The 17,985-nt window shown below is 67.5% G+C and carries 13 protein-coding genes, 12 tRNA genes and 1 pseudogene; 10 read left to right on the forward strand and 16 right to left on the reverse strand.

What is annotated here, in order from left to right:
- A pseudogene (locus tag G3I17_RS21840) lies at positions 1 to 830 on the forward strand (hypothetical protein); the annotation flags it as partial.
- A 224-nt stretch (positions 831 to 1,054) separates the two neighbouring features.
- On the opposite strand, the gene G3I17_RS21845 reads toward G3I17_RS21840, so the two are convergent.
- Complete coding sequence (locus G3I17_RS21845; protein ID WP_164599228.1) at positions 1,055 to 1,738, reverse strand: GntR family transcriptional regulator; 684 nt, start codon at positions 1,736 to 1,738, stop codon at positions 1,055 to 1,057.
- 123 nt (positions 1,739 to 1,861) lie between these two features.
- Here G3I17_RS21845 and G3I17_RS21850 point away from each other — a divergent pair, with 123 nt between their 5' ends.
- Genes G3I17_RS21850 through G3I17_RS21880 form a run of 7 tightly spaced genes read left to right on the forward strand, consistent with a single transcriptional unit; the run spans position 1,862 to position 12,419 of the window.
- The gene (locus G3I17_RS21850; protein WP_203590587.1) at positions 1,862 to 4,612 is read left to right on the forward strand and encodes a UxaA family hydrolase; all 2,751 of its coding nucleotides are present in this window, start codon (positions 1,862 to 1,864) and stop codon (positions 4,610 to 4,612) included.
- Positions 4,613 to 4,634: 22 nt separating this feature from the next.
- Positions 4,635 to 5,525 (forward strand): fumarylacetoacetate hydrolase family protein, encoded by an 891-nt coding sequence (locus tag G3I17_RS21855; RefSeq protein WP_164599232.1) that lies wholly within the window; start codon positions 4,635 to 4,637, stop codon positions 5,523 to 5,525.
- Positions 5,522 to 6,973, forward strand: a complete 1,452-nt coding sequence (locus tag G3I17_RS21860; protein ID WP_164599234.1) for an aldehyde dehydrogenase (NADP(+)) — start codon at positions 5,522 to 5,524, stop codon at positions 6,971 to 6,973. Before G3I17_RS21855 ends, G3I17_RS21860 begins: the two co-directional genes overlap by 4 nt.
- A 34-nt stretch (positions 6,974 to 7,007) precedes the next feature.
- The gene (locus G3I17_RS21865) at positions 7,008 to 8,813 is read left to right on the forward strand and encodes an IlvD/Edd family dehydratase (RefSeq protein ID WP_203590588.1); all 1,806 of its coding nucleotides are present in this window, start codon (positions 7,008 to 7,010) and stop codon (positions 8,811 to 8,813) included.
- A 56-nt stretch (positions 8,814 to 8,869) separates the two neighbouring features.
- Positions 8,870 to 10,174, forward strand: coding sequence for a hypothetical protein (locus G3I17_RS21870; RefSeq protein ID WP_203590589.1), 1,305 nt, complete (start codon positions 8,870 to 8,872; stop codon positions 10,172 to 10,174).
- Positions 10,171 to 11,046 carry a U32 family peptidase gene (locus tag G3I17_RS21875; RefSeq protein WP_164599238.1) on the forward strand — a complete coding sequence of 292 codons (876 nt, stop codon included), beginning with the start codon at positions 10,171 to 10,173 and terminating at the stop codon, positions 11,044 to 11,046. Before G3I17_RS21870 ends, G3I17_RS21875 begins: the two co-directional genes overlap by 4 nt.
- Positions 11,043 to 12,419 carry an FAD-linked oxidase C-terminal domain-containing protein gene (locus G3I17_RS21880; RefSeq protein ID WP_164599240.1) on the forward strand — a complete coding sequence of 459 codons (1,377 nt, stop codon included), beginning with the start codon at positions 11,043 to 11,045 and terminating at the stop codon, positions 12,417 to 12,419. Before G3I17_RS21875 ends, G3I17_RS21880 begins: the two co-directional genes overlap by 4 nt.
- A 374-nt stretch (positions 12,420 to 12,793) precedes the next feature.
- Here the strand turns inward: G3I17_RS21880 and G3I17_RS21885 are convergent.
- The 15 genes from G3I17_RS21885 to G3I17_RS21955 all read right to left on the reverse strand — a co-directional run bounded on the left by G3I17_RS21885 (position 12,794) and on the right by G3I17_RS21955 (position 17,011).
- A tRNA-Tyr gene (locus G3I17_RS21885) sits at positions 12,794 to 12,875 on the reverse strand.
- A 4-nt stretch (positions 12,876 to 12,879) separates the two neighbouring features.
- Positions 12,880 to 12,952, reverse strand: a tRNA-Glu gene (locus G3I17_RS21890).
- A 48-nt stretch (positions 12,953 to 13,000) separates the two neighbouring features.
- Positions 13,001 to 13,073 (reverse strand) — tRNA-Asp (locus G3I17_RS21895).
- A gap of 14 nt (positions 13,074 to 13,087) precedes the next feature.
- Positions 13,088 to 13,176: transfer RNA gene (locus G3I17_RS21900), tRNA-Ser, on the reverse strand.
- Positions 13,177 to 13,300: 124 nt separating this feature from the next.
- Positions 13,301 to 13,687: a hypothetical protein gene (locus tag G3I17_RS21905; protein WP_164599242.1), complete on the reverse strand. Its 387-nt coding sequence runs from the start codon at positions 13,685 to 13,687 to the stop codon at positions 13,301 to 13,303.
- Positions 13,688 to 14,040: 353 nt separating this feature from the next.
- Positions 14,041 to 15,183, reverse strand: coding sequence for an RtcB family protein (locus tag G3I17_RS21910; RefSeq protein WP_203590618.1), 1,143 nt, complete (start codon positions 15,181 to 15,183; stop codon positions 14,041 to 14,043).
- 76 nt (positions 15,184 to 15,259) lie between these two features.
- Positions 15,260 to 15,352: transfer RNA gene (locus tag G3I17_RS21915), tRNA-Ser, on the reverse strand.
- Positions 15,353 to 15,468: 116 nt separating this feature from the next.
- A tRNA-Gln gene (locus G3I17_RS21920) sits at positions 15,469 to 15,541 on the reverse strand.
- 31 nt (positions 15,542 to 15,572) lie between these two features.
- Positions 15,573 to 16,019 carry an HNH endonuclease gene (locus G3I17_RS21925; RefSeq protein WP_164599246.1) on the reverse strand — a complete coding sequence of 149 codons (447 nt, stop codon included), beginning with the start codon at positions 16,017 to 16,019 and terminating at the stop codon, positions 15,573 to 15,575.
- Between the two features lie 76 nt (positions 16,020 to 16,095).
- Positions 16,096 to 16,169: transfer RNA gene (locus tag G3I17_RS21930), tRNA-Leu, on the reverse strand.
- A gap of 86 nt (positions 16,170 to 16,255) precedes the next feature.
- Positions 16,256 to 16,332 (reverse strand) — tRNA-His (locus G3I17_RS21935).
- Positions 16,333 to 16,334: 2 nt separating this feature from the next.
- Positions 16,335 to 16,408 (reverse strand) — tRNA-Arg (locus tag G3I17_RS21940).
- A 143-nt stretch (positions 16,409 to 16,551) separates the two neighbouring features.
- Positions 16,552 to 16,627, reverse strand: a tRNA-Pro gene (locus tag G3I17_RS21945).
- Positions 16,628 to 16,725: 98 nt separating this feature from the next.
- Positions 16,726 to 16,794, reverse strand: a tRNA-Trp gene (locus G3I17_RS21950).
- Positions 16,795 to 16,867: 73 nt separating this feature from the next.
- Entirely contained in the window at positions 16,868 to 17,011 is a 144-nt protein-coding gene (locus tag G3I17_RS21955) for a hypothetical protein (RefSeq protein WP_164599248.1), read from the reverse strand.
- Positions 17,012 to 17,190: 179 nt separating this feature from the next.
- Here G3I17_RS21955 and G3I17_RS21960 point away from each other — a divergent pair, with 179 nt between their 5' ends.
- Together G3I17_RS21960 and G3I17_RS21965 are read left to right on the forward strand one after the other, a co-directional pair.
- Complete coding sequence (locus tag G3I17_RS21960) at positions 17,191 to 17,586, forward strand: NUDIX domain-containing protein (protein WP_164599250.1); 396 nt, start codon at positions 17,191 to 17,193, stop codon at positions 17,584 to 17,586.
- A 69-nt stretch (positions 17,587 to 17,655) separates the two neighbouring features.
- Positions 17,656 to 17,731 (forward strand) — tRNA-Thr (locus G3I17_RS21965).
- The last annotated feature ends 254 nt before the right edge of the window (positions 17,732 to 17,985 follow it).

Genomic DNA, 17,985 nt, shown 5'->3' on the forward strand with positions numbered 1-17,985 from the left:
CGACCGTCGCGCCGTCAGCCGACGCTGCTTCCGCGGCACCTTCCACCTCTGATGCTCCCGCCCCGGAAGAGACACCCGTGGATCCGCACCCAGGGCGCTGGCCATGGGACGACGTGCCCGATGCCGATGCCGATGCCGATGCCGATGCCGATGCCGATGCCGATGCCGACGACGACGGTGCCGACGAGCAGGCAGGTCCCGCCATGCCTGACGCATTCAGCGAAACTCCCGGATCCGATGACTCCGTCGCCTCCTCACTGAAGGCGCCCGACTTCGACAGCGCAGCACGTCGGGAACTCATCGGGAAGCTCGCCAACCTCAAACAAGCCGCACGACGGCAAAACAACGGAACGACGCTCTACCTCCACATCACCGACGAAACACTCCTCGCCGGTGAAGGCGTCGCGCGCGTCGAAGGATTCGGCCCCGTACTCGTCACCCGCCTGGAAGAACTCATCGGCCACCACCACATCACCCTCAAGCCCGTCATCGACCTCAAAGACAAGCTCGCCGTCGACTCCTACGAGATCCCCCAGCGCATCCGCGAACGAATCAAACTCCGCTACCCAGCAGAACAATTCGTCTACGGCACCGGCGAAAGCAGCCGCGCCGCTGACCTCGACCACATCGAACCGTTCAGACCGGACGGCCCACCAAAACAAACAAACACCGACAACCTCATCCCGCTAAGGCGATTCAGCCACCGGGTCAAAACCCACGGCGGCTGGCAGGTACGCCGCCTAAACGACGACGCCCTCGAATGGACCACCCGCCACGGCTTCAAATTCATCGTCGACCACCGCGGAACCCACCCGGTAGACCGGCGGTGAACGCGATCCCCAGTGCGTCCGGCACGACCCGCGCGCACCATTCCTCAGTACCGGATGCCGCGGCCTACACGCTCCGGGGTCGGCGACGACGGCATCGATGGACGCCGGTGCGCCGTGGGGTTCAGGCCGCGTGTCGATCCGGATCCCGCTTCATCGGTGCCGCGCTCGCCATCGACGGGGGCATGACTGCCGCTGCCCTGGCCCAGCCGCCCTAGTATCAAGTTCTACTGCTCGTACACCTTGCGCAGTCGAAGCGACATCGAATTGTCGAGGTGCTTGGTCATCGCGGCCTCGGCCGCGGCAGGGGCACCGGATGCGATCGCCTCGACGATCTGGCGGTGCTCCACCAGTACTTCGGGTCCGGTGTCGCGGTCGTAGTGGAGGCGGAAGATGTGCAGGTGGCAGTGGGTTCGCTGGAAGGCGAGGCGGACCTGCTCGCTGCCTGACAGGCCGGCGATGAGGGTGTGAAAGCGGTTGTCGTGCGCGGTGAGTGACTTGTACCCGGCGTAGTCGACCGACGTCGGCTCAACGGCGGTCGCGAGCTCCGCGCGCAACCGATCCCGCCCACCGGCGTCGATGAGTTCGGCGGCCCGCCGCGCTGCCCACGGCTCCAGCAGTAGCCGGAACCGGTACAGGTCGTCGAACTCCGCCAACGAGAGCAGCGGTGTGGCCCGATACCCCTTCAGGGGCTCCTTGTCCGCCAGTCCCTCCGACTCCAGTCGCGCCAGCGCCTCTCGTACCGGCGTCGACGACACCTGGAAATCGCGCGCCAGGCCGTCGATGGAGATCCGCGCGCCCGGCCTGATCGCGTGGTCCATCAGCATCGTCTTGATCGCCTCGTAGACGTCGTCGGCGAGCATCTGCCGCCGCAGCAACCGGCGATCCTGCGGCTCCACTGTCTGGTCCATCGGGCCCCATTCTCCAGGGACTGGTCGTGCCCTTGACCCAGCCCGCGCAGTTCGGCAAGGTGGCACCGGTAATCATGCATCATGCACGATTCCAGCCCAGCCAGCCACCCGGAGGCGGAAACGATGCTCAGGTTCGACGAGATCGGCGTACTACCCGAGCCGGGGGACAACGTCGCCATCTCCTCGCGCCGCCTCGAAGCCGGCACCGTGATCGACGTCGCCGGTACGCCGGTGACGCTGCCGCACACCGTGCTCGAAGGCCATCGCTTCGTCGCCCGCCCGGTCGCCACCGGCGAGCCGCTGCTCTCCTGGCACACCCCGTTCGCCAGAGCCCTCCGGGACCTCGAAGTCGGCGACTACGTCTGTACGCCGACCAGCCTCGCCGCCGTGGCAGCCCGAGGTGTCGACGGCCTTCCCCGGGAGCCCAGCGCCAGGAACGAGACCCTCGATCCGTACCAACTCGACGAAACGGCTCTCAATCTCGGCCGGCAGGTCACCTCGGTCGAGCAGCCCGGGACCTTTCTCGGCTACCCCCGCGAGCAAGGACCGGCCGGGACGCGCAACCACGTCGTGCTGCTCGCGACGAGTTCCCGCAGCAGCGGTTTCGTCACCGAACTCGCCCAGCGGATCGACGAGGAGTTCGTAGTACCGGTTGCGCACACCGAAGGCGGCGAGGACGGTACGCCGAACAACCTGCGCCTCCTGCTGGCCACGTTGGCGGGCTTCGCCTTGAATCCCAACGTCGGCGCGGTCCTGATCGTCGACACCGACGGCGAACTCGTCTCCGGCCAGGCGATCAAGAACTTCATGGCCGAGCAGGGCTATCCGCCGATCCGCGTGCCCCACGCGTACTTCACCAGGAAGGCCGGATTCGAGGCGGACCTCGCGGCCGCGGGTCAGCTGGTCGCGCCGTGGTTGCCGGTCGTCGCCGCGCAAGCCAGGCAGGAGGTTCCGCTCGCGGATCTCTGGATCGGCTTGCAGTGCGGTGGTTCTGACGCGTTCTCGGGCGTCAGCGCGAACCCGCTGTCCGGCGCGGTCGCGCGCGAGGTGATCCGGCACGGCGGCATCGCAGTACTGGCTGAGACCGATGAACTGATCGGCGCCGAAGGCTACGTTCTCAAGAACGTCCGGGACCTGCCGACGGCCAGGAAGTTCCTGAGAACCGTGCAGTCGTTCAAGGAACGCGTCGGCTGGCACGGGCACACAGCCGAGGGCAACCCGTCCGGCGGCAACGTGTATCGCGGGCTCTACAACATCGTTCTCAAGTCCGTCGGCGCCGCGCGCAAGCTGGATCGCGACGTCCGGCTGGACCACGTGATCGACTACGCCGCGCCGATGCCGGGCCACGGGTTCGTCTTCATGGACAGCCCCGGCAACGATCTGGAGTCTGTCGCCGGCCAGGTCGCGAGCGGCTGCAACCTGATCTTCTTCACCACCGGGAACGGCTCGATCACCAACTTCCCGTTCGTCCCGACGATCAAGTTCGTCACCACGACGACCCGGTACGACCTACTGCACGCCGAGATGGACGTGGACGCCGGCCGCTACCTGACCGGCACCCCGATGGACGACCTCACCACCGAGACCTTCGACCTCACCGTCCGGGTGGCCTCCGGCGAACCGTCCGCAGGCGAACGCGCCGGCCACAGCCAGGTCTCCATCTGGCGCAACTGGCGCCAGAACGGTCCCCGCGAAGGCATCTCCATCACCACCGACGGCCGCACCACCCGCAACCTCCTCGACCTTCCCGCCGAAGACCGAGACGCCCCTCTCCCCGGCGCCCCACTAGACCTCGCCGGCTACGCCGCGTCCGGCGCCGCCGCCTCCGCAGCCGCCCCCGCCGCCCCCGCCGCCGCCTCCGCCGTGCTTCAGCTTTTGCGAGTTGACGGTCGCGTCGTTCCCGAAGCCGTCGGGCTCATCCTTCCGACCAGCTTGTGCTCCGGGCAGATCGCCTTGCGGCTGGCGACCCAGGGTGAGTTGGAGCGGTGGGCGAGTGACGCCGTCACGCGGATGGTCGCGCTGCCGCATACCGAAGGATGTGGGTCGAGCGGGGGTGCGTCCGAGGAGACGTTCGCGCGCACGATGCTCGGCTACCTCCTGCACCCCAACACCAGGCTGGCGCTGCTCCTCGAGCACGGTTGCGAGAAGACGCACAACGACTACTTCCGGTCCCGCCTGGTCGAGGCCGGTGCCGACCCGTCGCGTTTCGGCTGGGCGAGCATCCAGGCCGACGGCGGCCTCGACGCAGTCACCGGCCGCGTCCGCGACTGGTTCGGCAGCTTCAACCTCCCCGCGCCCGAAGAAGTCCCAAGCACCCTCGGTGAACTGACCGTCGCCCTCGAAGCCCGCGGACCGCTCACCCCTGAAACCGCCGAGGCGCTCGCCCTGACCGGCCGCGAAATAGTCGCCGCCGGCGGCACCGCAGTTCTCTCCTCGAGAGGCGCGCTCCTGGCCGACAAGACCTTCCGGTACGCCGCCTTCGGCTCGCCCGCCGCGGTCGGCCCGACGATCGCCCACGGCCAGCGGTTCACCGCGAAGGGCTGGCACGTGATGCGGATGCCAGGCACCGACTGGATGGAAACCGTCACGGGCTTCGGCGCCGCCGGCGTCCAGCTGGTACTCGCACATGTTGCCAGCGGCACCTTGTCGGCCCAGCGCTTCGTCCCCGTCGTGGAGTTCAGCAGCGACCCGGAGACGGTCGCGCAGTACGGCGATGATCTGGATGCCGTTGCCTCGGGCAACTCGCAGCAGCAGGCAACGGCAGCCCTGGTAACCCTTGCGGCGGTAGCGAGCAGGCAACTGATCCCGAAGGCCGTTGCATCCGGCAACGTAGGTTTCCAGATCACCCGTGGTCTCCTCGGCACCTCGATGTGAATTCCCTCGAAAGGTGGAACCAATGCATTTGGTCCGGTACCTGCTCCCTGGACAACGGCCGCAAGCCGGCGTCCGAACCGGTGACACGGTGGCACCGGTTCGCGGGATCGCCACCATGGCGGAGCTCCTGCGTCTGAGGACGGCGGAGCTCCGCTCGGCGACCGGCCAACTCGGCGACGGCGTACCGGTGGCCGATGTGCAGCTGCTGCCACCGCTCGACGGCCGCGGCGAGGTGTGGTGCGCCGGTGTCACGTACGAGCGATCCCGCGGCGCGCGGATGGAGGAGAGCACCGAGCAATCGGTGTACGACCGCGTGTACTCCGCGCCGCGGCCGGAGTTGTTCCCGAAGTCGCCGGCCTGGCGACTCGTCACGGACGGCGAGCAGATCGGCATCCGCGCCGACTCTGGTCACGACGTACCGGAGCCCGAGCTCGCGATCGTCGCGAACAGCCACGGCGAGATTGTCGGATTCACGATCTGCAATGACGTCAGCTCCCGCTCGATCGAGGGCGAGAACCCGCTCTACATCCCGCAGGCGAAGGTGTTCGCCGGCGGCTGCGCGCTGGCGACCGGGATCCGGCCGGCCTGGGAGGTCGCGGACCCCAAGAACCTCACCATCGACCTCGCGATCCGTCGCGACGGCGCCGACGTCTTCACCGGTACGACGTCGACGAAACAGCTGGTCAGAGAGCTGCAGGACCTGATCGACGTCCTGTTCGCGCCGAACGAGTTCCCCGACGGCGTGATCCTCGCGACGGGCACCGGAATTGTGCCGGAACTCGACTTCGCACTGCGCGCCGGCGACGAGGTGGCGATCTCGATCAGCGAGGTCGGCGCGCTGACGAATACGGTGGGAGTCGGCCGGGAACCTTTCGCCTTCCTGGCAGCGCACACCTTGGAGGAGACCCGATGACGCCCGACACCACCCCCGCCGAACTCGAGCAGGCACTCAGCGACGCGGCGGCAGCAGCCGGACCGCTCGCCGCGTCGGCGCCCGCAGTACGAGCCGAGTGGATCCGTGCGGTCGCTGATGCGCTGGACGCCGTCGCGGACGACCTGGTGCCGATCGCGATGCGGGAGTCGTCGTTGCCCGAAGCGCGGTTGCGGGGAGAGGTCGCCCGCAGCAGCGGTCAGCTGCGGATGTTCGCCGACGCGCTCGCCGAGGGATCGTTGCTCGAGATCATCATCGACACGGCAGACCCGCAGGCCAAGCCGGTACCGCGACCAGATCTGCGCCGGGTGCTCGTCCCGCTCGGGCCGGTGCTCGTGTTTGCCGCCAGCAACTTCCCGTTCGCGTTCAGCGTCTGTGGCGGCGACACCGCCTCCGCGCTCGCGGCCGGTTGCCCGGTGGTCGTCAAGGCGCACCCGGGCCACCCCGACCTCTCGGTCCGTACCGCCGAAGTGATGATCGAGGCGTTGCGCGACGCGGGTGCTCCGGACGGGACGCTGAGCCTGATCCAGGGGTACGACGTCGGCGTGACCGCGTTGAAGGACCCGCGGATCACCGCCGCCGGGTTCACCGGTTCGGTGCCGGCCGGCAAGGCGCTGCACGAGATCGCGGTGACGCGCCCGGAGCCGATCCCGTTCTACGGCGAGCTCGGCAGCCTCAACCCGGTCTTCGTCACCCAGGCCGCGGTGGATGCCCGAGGCAACGAGATTGCGGCCGGGTACGTCGGGTCCTTCACGCTCGGGGTCGGGCAGTTCTGTACCAAGCCCGGGCTCCTCTTCCTGCCTGCCGGACACGGTCTCGAAGACAAGTTGATCGAGGCAACCGGTGGCGTCGCGGCAGCCTCGATGCTGAACGACCGGATCGCATCCGGCTTCTCCTCCGGCCTCGATCGCCTCCGCAAGGTCGACGGCCTCCGCGTGCTCAGCGACGGCCCCGCGACCCTGCTCGGTACGACTGTCGCCGAGCTGCTCGAGCGGCGCGAGGAGATCCTGGAGGAGTGCTTCGGCCCGGTCTCGATCGTCGTCGAGTACTCGTCCATCGACGAGCTGACCGCAGCCATCGAGGCGTTCGAAGGCAACCTCACGGCGACCCTGCACGCGGAGGACTCGGATACCGAACTGGCCCGCGAGCTGCTCCCGCGGCTCACCGCCCGGGCTGGCCGAGTCCTCTGGAACGGCTGGCCCACCGGCGTAGCCGTCTCCTGGGCGCAACACCACGGCGGCCCGTTCCCCTCGACGGTCGGCTCCATCCACACCAGCGTCGGCGTCACCGCCGCCCGCCGCTTCCAGCGCCCGGTCGCCTACCAGGACATCCCCGACGCAGTACTCCCCGAAGTACTGCGCAACGACAACCCGGCAAAGATCCCGCGCCGCCTCAACGGCACCGTCACCACAGCCGACGTAACCCGATAACCACCCCGCACTCCGACAACCGCGGAGGTTCCCCTTGAGCGACAAACCGACCGACAGCGACCTACCCCCGGTCGCCGACCCGCAGCAACCGCCTGAAGCCGCCGGAGTCCAGCACACGGGGCGACGGAGCTTCGACCACTGGTTCGGGGAGAAGGACCGCAACGGTTTCATCCACCGGTCCTGGATGCGGGCTCAGGGCTTCTCGGATGAGGTGTTCGACGGCCGGCCGGTGATCGGGATCTGCAACACCTGGTCCGAGCTCACTCCCTGCAACGCGCACCTGCGCCGCCTCGCCGAATCGGTCAAGCGAGGCGTCTGGCAGGCCGGCGGGTTCCCGCTCGAGTTCCCCGTGATGTCGCTCGGCGAGACCATGCTGCGCCCGACCGCGATGCTCTTCCGCAACCTACTCAGCATGGACGTCGAGGAGTCGCTGCGAGGTAACCCGCTCGACGGCGCCGTCCTGCTGACCGGCTGCGACAAGACCACGCCCGGCTCGATCATGGGCGCCGCCTCGGTCGACCTGCCGACCCTCGTGGTGACCGGCGGCCCGATGCTGAACGGCAAGTTCCGCGGCTGCGACATCGGCTCCGGTACTGCGGTCTGGCGGTTCAGCCAGGACGTCAACGCCGGCCGGATGACGCAGGAGGACTACGCCGCCGCCGAGTCGGGCATGTCCCGTAGCAACGGGCACTGTATGACGATGGGTACGGCGTCCACGATGGCCTGTATGGCCGAGGCACTCGGGCTCCAGCTGACCGGGTCGGCCGCGATCCCCGCCGTCGACTCCCGCCGGTACGCGATCGCGCAGCAGGCCGGCCAGCGAATCGTCCAGATGGTCGAGGAAGACCTCAAACCGAGCGACATCCTGACCCGGGACGCATTCGCGAACGCAGTCCGGGCCAACGCCGCGATCGGCGGTTCGACCAACGCGGTCATCCACCTGCTCGCGATCGCCGGCCGGGTCGGCGTCGAGCTGACGCTGGACGACATGGACGAGTGGGCGCGCGGCGTACCGTGGCTCGTCGACCTGCAGCCCTCCGGCAGGTACCTGATGGAAGACTTCTACTACGCCGGCGGTCTGCCCGCCGTGCTGCACGAGATTCTGCCGCTGCTGAAGGCCGACGCGATCACGGTGACCGGCAAGACGATCGGTGAGAACGTTGCGAACACCGAGCGAACCGTTGACACCGACGTGATCCGTGCCGTCGGCAACCCGCTCGGCAGTGGCGCCGGAACCGCAGTACTGAAAGGGAATCTGGCCCCGGACGGTGCCGTCGTCAAGCAATCGGCGGCGTCCGAGAGATTGTTGCAGCATCGCGGTAAGGCGCTCGTGTTCAGCAGCATCGAGGAGTACGACCTGGCGGTTGACGACATGGATCTCGACGTCGACGCAGACACCGTGCTCGTCCTCCAGAACGCCGGCCCGCGCGGCTATCCGGGCATGCCCGAGGTCGGCAACCTGACCATCCCGCGCAAGCTCGCCGAACAAGGCGTGGACGACATGGTCCGGATCTCGGACGCCAGGATGAGCGGTACGGCGTACGGCACGGTAGTCCTGCACGTAGCCCCCGAGGCGGCCGTAGGCGGTCCACTGGCGCTGGTCCAGACGGGTGACTGGATCGAACTGGACGTCCCCGCGCGCACCCTCCACCTGGACGTCCCAGAAGAAGAACTGGCCAAACGCCGAACAGCCTGGGAATCCGCCCCACCCCCCACGAAGCCCGCCGAGCGAGGCTGGGCCCGCCTCTACGTCAACCACGTAACCCAAGCCAACCTCGGCTGCGACCTAGATTTCCTGATAGGCCACTCAGGCTCCGCCGTAGCCCGCCAGAGCCACTAATGCCCCCCACCCAGAACCCCCCACCAACCCCCAAGCCAACAACCGCCGCGGGTGGCTTGTGGGGACCTTTCGAAGCCGTCCGCGGCCTGCGGCCTACCGGTGCACTGCCGCAGGTCACCCCAATCCGCCGCCTGCTACACGACGTCCCCACCGAAGCCGACCCGTACGCCGCCGCGCAGGCCGCCCTCGCCCCGTTGGCCAGCGCCATCCACCCGGGCGACCGGATCGCGGTGACGGCGGGAAGCCGTGGCATCCACGACCTGGTGACCGTCGTACGAGCCGCCGTCGACTGGCTGCGCGCGGCGGGCGCGGAGCCATTCGTAGTACCGGCGATGGGTTCTCACGGAGGGGCAACCACCGACGGTCAGCGCGAGATGCTCGAAGGCCTCGGCGTCACCCCGGAATCCGTCGGCTGCCCGATCGAGGCGACCATGGAAACGGTTGTCCTGGGCAACCTGCCGGACGGTACGCCGGTCCACCACGACGCCCTGGCCGCAAAGGCCGACGGCGTCCTCCTGATCAACCGGGTGAAACCGCACACCGACTTCCACGGACCGGTGGAGAGTGGACTCGGGAAGATCCTGGCGATCGGCCTCGGCAACCACCAAGGCGCTGCGGCGCTCCATGCCGGCGGGATTCCGTTGCTCGGATCATCAATCGAGCAAGCGGCGCGAATGGTAGTTGCGTCCGGCAAGATCCTGGGCGGCCTCGCGATCCTCGAGAACGCCCACGAGAAGACCGCCGCCGTCGAGTTGGTCATTGCCGACGGCATCGCCGGTGCCGCGGAGAACGCCCTACTGCAACGCGCCAGCGGCCTGATGGCGAGACTGCCTTTCGACTCGTTGGACGTGCTCGTGGTCGACGAGATGGGCAAGGACAAGTCGGGCACAGGAATGGACACCAACGTCCTCGGCCGCTGCTGGGTCTACGGCATCCCCGAGTTCGAATCGCCGTCGATCGCGGCAGTGAGCGTGCACCGGTTGTCAGAGGCATCGCACGGAAACGCGTCCGGCCTCGGCCTGGCTGACGTGATCCCGGCATCGATGCTCGCCCAGATCGACCTGCGAGCAAGCTACGTGAACGCGCTGACCTCAGGCGCCGGGGGAGCGCGGAGATCCCGGCTGCCGATGGTGCTCGAGGACGACGCGGCCGCAGTACTGGGCGCGGTGACGATGAGCGGGCGGCGCGACTGGTCGGAGCTCAGACTGGCCAGGATCCGTGACACCCTGTCGCCGAACGAGTTGATGGTGACGCCCGCCCTGCTGGCCGAGGTGGGTGAACGGTTCGACCTGGAGATCACCGGGTCTGCCCGGGAGTTGACCGACGCGACCGGGTCGCTGAGTGGCTGGGGTGAAGGATGAACCTGCGAGAAGCCCATGCGCTCCTGACCGACCGGGGGCTGATCACGCCGCCTCACGAGTTCGCCTCCACGCGACGGTTCGGCGACGGAGCGCAGTACAAGGTGGAGATTCCCAGCTGCGAAGGGCCCGCGGTGATGCGGACCGTGCTCGACGAAGCGTCGGCGCGTGGCGTCGCCGTGCATCGCGTCTCGCAGGGCAGCGGCGTGATGATGCTGACCGACGGCGAGATCGACGAGATGCTCAATCTCGGCGCCGACCATGACGTCGAGGTGTGCCTCTTCCTTGGCCCGCGTGGCGCGTGGGACACGGGCGGCCAGGCAAAGGTCTCGGCCGCTGTCGGCGGAGTTGCCCGAGGCAATGACATGGTTGCCGCGTCGCTTTGTGATGCGTACCGTGCGGTGGAGCTCGGCGTACGGAGCCTGCTGGTCGGCGATCTCGGCGTACTGGAGTTGCTCGGCCTGCTGAAGAAGGAAGGTGAGCTCCCGGCCGACCTGGTATTGAAGACATCCGTGTTGATGCCGTTGCCCAATGCATCGACTGCTGCGCTGTACGAGCGGCTCGGTGCGACCAGTCTGAACGTGTCGACCGACCTCCCGATCACCGTGCTCGCCGAGATCCGCGCGGTGACGACGGTACCGATCGACATGTACATCGAGGTGCCCGACGATCAGGGCGGGCACGTGCGCTTCTATGACGTACCGGATGTGGTGCGGGTGGCGGCGCCGGTCTACCTGAAGATGGGGCTGCGGAACGCGCCCAACATCTACCCGGCCGGCGCCCACCTGGCGGCGACGGCCGAGGCGCTCGGGCGCGAACGGGTCCGCCGGGCCGAATTGGTCCTGCGACTGCTGGCGGAACAGGATGAGGAATGAGCACTGACTTGCTGATCGCGCGACTGCGGGCCTCGCTGGGGGAGAAGGCGGTCGTCACCGACCCTGACGTACTGGACAGCCATCGCAACGACCACGCGACCTTCTGCGAGGCCGGGGTTCCTGCCGTGTTGGTGCGGCCTTCCTCCACCGCTGAGGTGCAGGAGGTGCTGCGCGCGGCGGGGGAGTACGGCGTACCGGTGGTGACGCAGGGCGCGCGGACCGGGTTGTCGGGTGCTGCGAACGCGCTCGACGGGTGCTTGTTGCTGTCGACGTCGCGGCTGAACCGGATCCTGGAGATCTCGGTCGAGGACCAGGTCGCGGTAGTACAGCCTGGGGTGGTGAACTCCGAGCTGTCGCGGGCCGTTATGGAGCAGGGGCTGTTCTATCCGCCCGATCCGTCGTCGTGGGAAATGTCCACGATCGGTGGCAATATCGCCACCAACGCGGGTGGGCTGTGTTGCGTGAAGTACGGCGTGACCGGGGACTTCGTGCGCGGTCTCGAGGTGGTGCTCGCCTCCGGTGAGGTTGTTCGCACCGGCCGGCGGACTGCGAAGGGGGTTGCGGGGTATGACGTGACTTCCTTGATCGTCGGCTCGGAAGGGACGCTGGGCGTTGTCACCGAGGCGACCCTTGCCCTGCTGCCTGCGCCTGAGGCGGCGCTCACTGCAGCTGCCACCTTCTTGTCGATCGAGGACGGGATCGCGGCTGCGGCTGCGGTGATGGCTTCGGGGTTGCGGCCTTCGCTGCTTGAATTTCTCGACGGTCCGACGGCTCGGGCGATCCAGGACTACCGAGACATGGGGTTGCCCGCCGAGGTGGGTTCGCTGCTGATCGCGCAGTCGGATCGCGGCCCTCGCGCGGCTGAGGATGTGGCCGAGATCGCCCGCATCTGCACGGCTTCCGGAGCCGTCGAGGTGGCCGTGGCATCCGATGCGGAGGAGTCCAGGATGTTGCTGGAGGCCCGCAGATTGGTCAACCCGGCGCTCGAGTTGCTCGGCGTGACGCTCGTCGACGATGTCGCAGTACCGCGCAGCAAGCTCGTCGCGCTGCTCGACGGGATCGCGGAGATCGGCACGAAGTACGACGTACTGATCTGTTGCCCTGGGCACGTAGGTGACGGCAACATGCATCCGACCGTCGTCTTCGATCGCGACGACCCCGCGGCCGAGGCGCGTGCCCTGGAAGCGTTCGGCGCGGTGATGAACCTCGGCCTGGCTCTGGGCGGAACCATCACCGGCGAACACGGCATCGGCAAGCTCAAGGCCCGCTGGCTGGAACAAGAGCTCGGCCCGATCGGCCTGTCCCTGCAACGCCAACTCAAATCCGTCTTCGACCCGACGAACCTCCTCAACCCCGACAAGCTCTTCCTCTAGTCTCCCTGCCTGGAGTCGAACCAGGGACCCAGCCTTCGGAGGGTCGGGCGTGCATCCGTCACCAGAGAGTCTTCTGTACGCCGGCCGCCGTGGCCGGCGTACAGAGATTCGCTACTCGTCGACCGAGACGACTCGGACCCAGTCGGCGCAGTCTGCTTCACACCACACGTGATCGTCCGAGTGGGCGATCCGATCGCGCTGCACGTGCCCGCAGGCAAGGTGCACGCGCCGTAAGGCATGCCCCTGCTGAACCGGAGCACCGGTCCTACCACCGGGGATCTTCCTACGCTTGTTCCTCAGATCGGCCATGGCCGGTCCTCCTTCCTTGCTGGTTGTCTGACACACCGCCATACCCGGCGCGAGCGCGCCGGTAGTACAGGAGACAGGATTCGAACCCGCTCAGCCGAAGCAACGGGATTACAACCCGCCCCATCTCTCCCACGATGGCGCTCCTGCCCAGTACCCCGTACCGGATTCGAACCGGCGACCTTCCGGCTGAGAACCGGACGTCCTATCCACTAGACCAACGGGGCTTGGATTTTCGCCTGGACGGGCCGGCCGGTTCGCCCCGGCCGGCCCTGCGCCCCGTACCGGATTCGAACCGGCGATCTCCCGGCTGACAACCGGACGTCCTGACCACTGGACCAACGAGGCTCACTGTCCCTGCGCGGTGAGAGTGAGATTCGAACTCACGGACCGGCCGAAGCCGATCGACGGTTTAGCAAACCGCTGCCCCTGCCATCAGGCGGACCTCACCCCGGCCCGGCCGCCGTGCCCCCACGACGACCGAGCTCTCCGATGCCCCCGGCGACTCCGGGAACAGGTTCTTAGTACGACGTCTCGACGCCGTTTCGCACGACGCTGCGTCGTCGTAGTACCGGCTAGCTCGCTAGCTCGCCGATCCTGCTGACCGCGTCCCCCGACTTCGGGCACTGCCAGCACGGACCACCGGGTGCCAGTACCGGCGTCAGCGGATGCGACGCCGGATGCTCCGGACACTCGGGCCAGGTCGCCGGAAGCTCGAGCCGAGCCAACTCCTCGAACACGAACTCCTGCACCTGATCAGCAACATGCACCAACCGCTCGGCGTCCGCCATCTCAACCGGCGCAAGCACCCCGGTCGACGACCGTCGCCCAGACAAGAGCAGAACGGACTCATACCAAGGATCCGTGGTCGCAGGCTCCTCCGAGATCCGCAACTCGATCCCGCCGGTATTCCGAAGGTCCCGCCGGATCGCATCCAGCGCACTCCCAAGAGACACGTTCACCCTCTCCAATCTGCCGAGCCTGTGGACCAGTTTCGACTCTTGACACGCACCACCACGACCAGCGAAGGACGCAGCTATCCCGGAGCCGACTGGCCACGATGAATCGCTGATCGCCACCCAGTGCCGGCCACCATCCGGTCCGCAGGTACTCCAGATTCCCCGGCTAGCCACCGGGCTGGGGATTCAGCTGGCCGAACGTTAGGCGGCTGGCGGCCTGTGGAGCGTGTTGCGGAATGGGAAGTGTGCATAACGACAGGAAGTAGTGCCCGTACTGCGGCCGGGCGCCGCCTCCGTGAGCGTGGCGCCCGGCCGAACGTCCGACTACTTCCTGCCCTTGTGTACAGCCACTGCGCTCAACCCTTGACGCAAATGACCTGCTTGAGGTGGGCGACTACCTCGACCAGGTCGGACTGCGCGGCGATGACCGCCTCGATGTCCTTGTATGCCGCAGGCAGCTCGTCCAGCACGCCGGCGTCCTTGCGGGACTCCACCCCAGCGGTCTGCGCGATCAGGTCGTCGACCGTGTAGCGGCGCTTCGCCTCGTTGCGGCTCATCCGCCGGCCTGCCCCGTGCGAGGCCGAGTAGAAGGACTGCTCCGAGCCGAGCCCGCGGACGACGTACGAGCCCGTCCCCATCGACCCCGGGATCAGCCCCAGGTCACCGGCACCCGCCCGGATCGCGCCCTTGCGGGTGACCAGCAGGTCGAGCCCGTCGATCGTCTCCTCCGCCACATAGTTGTGGTGGCACGAGATCGGCTGCTCGAACTTGACCTCCTGCGCGAACGACTTCCGGACCGCCTGCATCACCAGGGCGAGCATCACCGCGCGGTTCCGCGAGGCGTACTCCTGCGCCCAGGTGAGGTCCCGGCGATACGCGTCCATTTCCGGCGTACCGGCCAGGAACACCGCCAGGTCGCGGTCGGGCAGGTCGGCGTTGTGCGGCATCGCCTTCGCGATCCGCATGTGCCGCTCGGCCAGTTCCTTGCCGATGTTGCGCGACCCCGAGTGCAGCATCAGCCAGACCCGGTCATCGTCGTCCAGGCAGACCTCGATGAAGTGGTTGCCGCCACCCAGCGACCCCATCTGCTGGTGCGCCTTCTTCTCCCGATCCTGCACCCCACCGTGCAGGCTCGTGAACGAACCCCAGAACCGATCCCACCCGCGATCCAGCCCGAGCTTCCGCACACTCACCGGGTACTCGTGCGCCCGGAAACCAACCGGTACCGCGGCCTCGATCCGCGACCGGATCCCTGCCAGATCATCCGGCAGATCCGCAGCCGTCAGCGACGTGAGCACGCCCTCCATGCCACACCCGATGTCGACCCCGACCGCAGCCGGCGACACCGCCTGGTACATCGCGATCACCGACCCAACCGTCGCCCCCTTACCCAGATGCACATCCGGCATCACCCGAACGCCGTGCACCCACGGCAACGCCGCGATGTTCCGAAGCTGCTGCAGAGCAGCAGCCCCCACCTCATGCTCCTGAGCCCACATCAGAGTGGAGCTCTTCGCCCCACTCAGCTCAACCGGGTACTGAACGTTCATCCCCACTCCTTGTGTCGTTTGTCTGCGGCAGAGCAGGGTCTTGAACCCTGACGCCCCGTTGAGGGACAGACCGTTTTCGAGACGGCTGCCGATAGGCCGAAACTCGGCTTACTCTGCCTGGCTTACGTGGAGATCCCGGGTGTCGAACCCGGTGAAGTGACCGTGCAAAAGTCGCTCGCGTGCCGACGCGATCCCCGCGTACGCCGTACCGGGAGCCCAGTACGGCGCACAAAGCTGCCAGGGCAGGACTCGAACCTGCGGGACCTCGGGTCAGAACCGAGGGTGGGGTGCCTGCACCCACCTGGCATCGCTCTGACGCGGCACCGGTGGGTACGACGTCAGAGTGCTAACTCAGCACGCGAAGGGATCCACGGCTGCCACAGCAGTGGCATGCGGGCCTCTTCGGGCGTGCGGCCGCCCTTCTTCTCGTTGCAGGACGCGTGGGCGGCGACGGCGTTCAGCCACTCGCCGCGGCCGCCACGGGACCGGGGTACGACGTGGTCCATCGTGGTGGCGCCCGCTTTACCGCAGTACGCACAGCGGTACTTGTCACGCCTCAGCACGCCGGCTCGCGTGTACTGCAGCCGGCCGGACGCGTAGCGCCACTTGGTGACGACATACCGCACCAGGCGTAGTACGCGGGGAAAGGGGAACGGACCGATGCTGGCGCCGTCGTGCGCCTCTTCGACGACAGCGACCTCCCGGACGAGCATCCGGATGGCGTGCTGGACCGACACGACGTGGAGCTGCTCATATGAGGCGTTGAGCACTATGACACCGCTCATGCTTGGTTCCTCCTCTCCTCCAGTGTGCCCGACAGGTAGTTGCCGGGGCGCCATTCTCGGTGCGGCTCCGTCTCGGTGCGGCTCCAGGGACTCGAACCCTGAACCTTCTGGTCCTAAGCCAGACGCCTCTCCCAATTGGGCTAGAGCCGCGTGTCCTGTACTACGTACTGCTGCCGTCGAGCCGGTACTGCGCCTGCGGTACCGGCTGTAGTGGCGTATTGACCCATCGCAACGACTGGGGTGTCCGGCGGGACTCGAACCCGCTTCCTCCGGGGCCACATCCCGGTGCCTCGACCTCTTCAGCCTCGGACACAGCACGCCCGGCAGGACTCGAACCTGCAACCTCCTGCTTCGTAGGCAGGTGCCCTCTCCAATTGGGCCACGGGCGTTCACCGGCCCTGCGCCGGATTTCGGATTTCCGGCGCAGGGCACGTGCGTGGGCGGCGGTGGCGGGTCAGAGCCTCCTCTGACCGCTGCCGTCGACCCTTGGTTGGCGCTCGCTCGGCCGGTAGCTGAGCATGCTGCGGGCGCCTGGTCGAGCTGGGGAGACTCGAACTCCCGTTCCCCTCATCCCAAATGAGGTGGCCTGGCCGCTGGCCTACAGCTCGTACTCCCCGGCGCACCCGTCGTTTCGGGTGTGCCGGGGTATTGCAATGGCATATCCAGTTGTCAATTCTTCGAATTGCGGCCCGTGGGCAGCAAAAAGCATCGGTGGAAGGAATTGAACCCTCGCAACACGGATTTGGAGTCCGGCTTGCAACCATTGCGCACCGACGTGAGTGGACAAACAAAAAGCCGCCTAGATCCGGGGTCTCCCGGGCTCTGGCGGCTCCTGACGATCTGGATGATCAGTCAGGTGGACCGCCGTAGGCCGGGCTCAGACTCCCCGCGAGCTGGTGGATATCGGCGTACAGGCGCACGGATCGCAGGCAAGCAGGCATGGCGTTGCGCTGTTCGCGCCACGTCTTCCTGAACTCTTGCTTGCCGGTCACGGTGCTCTCCTAGTCTGTTGGTCCTTGCGGGCATTAGTTTCACCCAAGGCGCTAACCGAAGTCAATGCATTTCCCGCAACTTCTATTCCCCGGCCTTTCCCGGCCCGGGTCGTACGCCGGTACGACGCGGCCTGCCGCCCCCGGGTTCCGGCCATTCCCGCCGATGCGAGGATGGCGAGATGATCGACAAGGTGGCCTGGATCGAGCTCGCGGACGGCAAGGTGCTCAGTACGAGATCGAAGGGCAAGGACGCGTACTACATCCCCGGCGGGAAGCGCGAGCCTGGCGAGTCCGACGTCGAGACACTGGTCCGCGAGATCGCCGAGGAGCTCTCCGTCCGGATCGACCCGGCGACCGCAGTACACCTCGGCACGTTCGAGGCCCAGGCCCATGGCCAGCCGGACGGCGTCATCGTCCGCATGACGTGCTACACCGCCCGGTACTCCGGCACGCTGGCCCCCGCGAGCGAGATCGCCGAACTCGTCTGGCTCTCAGCCACCGACACCGCCCGCATCGCCCCCGTGGACCACCTGATCTTCGCCCACCTCCAAGCAGCCGGCCTGCTCCACCCCTGACCCACCCAGGTATCCGATTCGGAATCAGCCCGCCATCCCGCTACACTCTTGCATCGGCCCCCGGGCCACGCCGCCTTAGCTCAGTCGGCAGAGCGTCTCACTCGTAATGAGAAGGTCATCGGTTCGATTCCGATAGGCGGCTCCACCAAGGCCCCTCTGACCAGGCAAAACGCCGAAGTCAGAGGGCCTGCTTCTCGCACCGGATCAGCCAGGTACGAGAAGAAGTACGGAAAGCCGGGCGGGTTTCTGCAGGTATCCGCAGAGGTGTAGGCCGCGCCGGTGTGCGGGCGGGGTCTGCCACTCAACCGCGTGTAAGAGCGCGCCTCGGACCGTGACCGGGGGTGCATGCCCTCGGGAATCTTGAAGCTGTCGGGCCGTGCAGGGGCTGCTCGTGGCCTC

Origin of the sequence: Streptomyces sp. SID13031 (genome assembly GCF_010548305.1) — a bacterium.
GTDB lineage: Bacteria > Actinomycetota > Actinomycetes > Propionibacteriales > Kribbellaceae > Kribbella.

Excerpts from the sequence above, each read along its gene's own strand:
- G3I17_RS21845 (WP_164599228.1), bottom strand. The coding sequence starts at position 1,738 with ATGGACCAGACAGTGGAGCCGCAGGATCGCCGGTTGCTGCGGCGGCAG.
- G3I17_RS21875 (WP_164599238.1), top strand. The coding sequence starts at position 10,171 with ATGAACCTGCGAGAAGCCCATGCGCTCCTGACCGACCGGGGGCTGATC.
- G3I17_RS21880 (WP_164599240.1), top strand. The coding sequence starts at position 11,043 with ATGAGCACTGACTTGCTGATCGCGCGACTGCGGGCCTCGCTGGGGGAG.
- G3I17_RS21910 (WP_203590618.1), bottom strand. The coding sequence starts at position 15,183 with ATGTGGGCTCAGGAGCATGAGGTGGGGGCTGCTGCTCTGCAGCAGCTT.
- G3I17_RS21860 (WP_164599234.1), top strand. The coding sequence starts at position 5,522 with ATGACGCCCGACACCACCCCCGCCGAACTCGAGCAGGCACTCAGCGAC.
- G3I17_RS21850 (WP_203590587.1), top strand. The coding sequence starts at position 1,862 with ATGCTCAGGTTCGACGAGATCGGCGTACTACCCGAGCCGGGGGACAAC.
- G3I17_RS21960 (WP_164599250.1), top strand. The coding sequence starts at position 17,191 with ATGATCGACAAGGTGGCCTGGATCGAGCTCGCGGACGGCAAGGTGCTC.
- G3I17_RS21925 (WP_164599246.1), bottom strand. The coding sequence starts at position 16,019 with ATGAGCGGTGTCATAGTGCTCAACGCCTCATATGAGCAGCTCCACGTC.
- G3I17_RS21855 (WP_164599232.1), top strand. The coding sequence starts at position 4,635 with ATGCATTTGGTCCGGTACCTGCTCCCTGGACAACGGCCGCAAGCCGGC.